General features: G+C 62.7%; 1 protein-coding gene. It reads left to right on the top strand.

Annotated features, from left to right (window positions below; all coding sequences use genetic code 11):
• Positions 1-220, top strand: a 220-nt coding sequence (locus AC5PZ0_RS28390) for an Ig-like domain-containing protein (RefSeq protein WP_493856235.1), incomplete at both ends; no start/stop codon positions are given.

The raw sequence follows: 220 nt of genomic DNA, 5'->3' as shown, positions 1-220 counted from the left end.
GCACCAGCGGGCAGCCGCGTAGAAGTGCACGATGCCAATGGCACACTGGTCGGCAGCGCCATTGCCGGTGCCGACGGCACCTTCACCATTGAGCTCAATCCACCACAAGCCAACGGCGAGCTGCTCGATGTCGTCGCCATCGATGACACGGGCTTGTCGTCTCTGCCTGCACAAATCACCGCACCGGACATCACTGCACCAGCCGCACCGAGTGAACTGG

Source organism: Pseudomonas sp. 5.2 (genome assembly GCF_059025405.1).
Note: the sequence above shows the minus strand (reverse complement) of the source record. Positions and strands in the feature narration are given on the sequence as shown.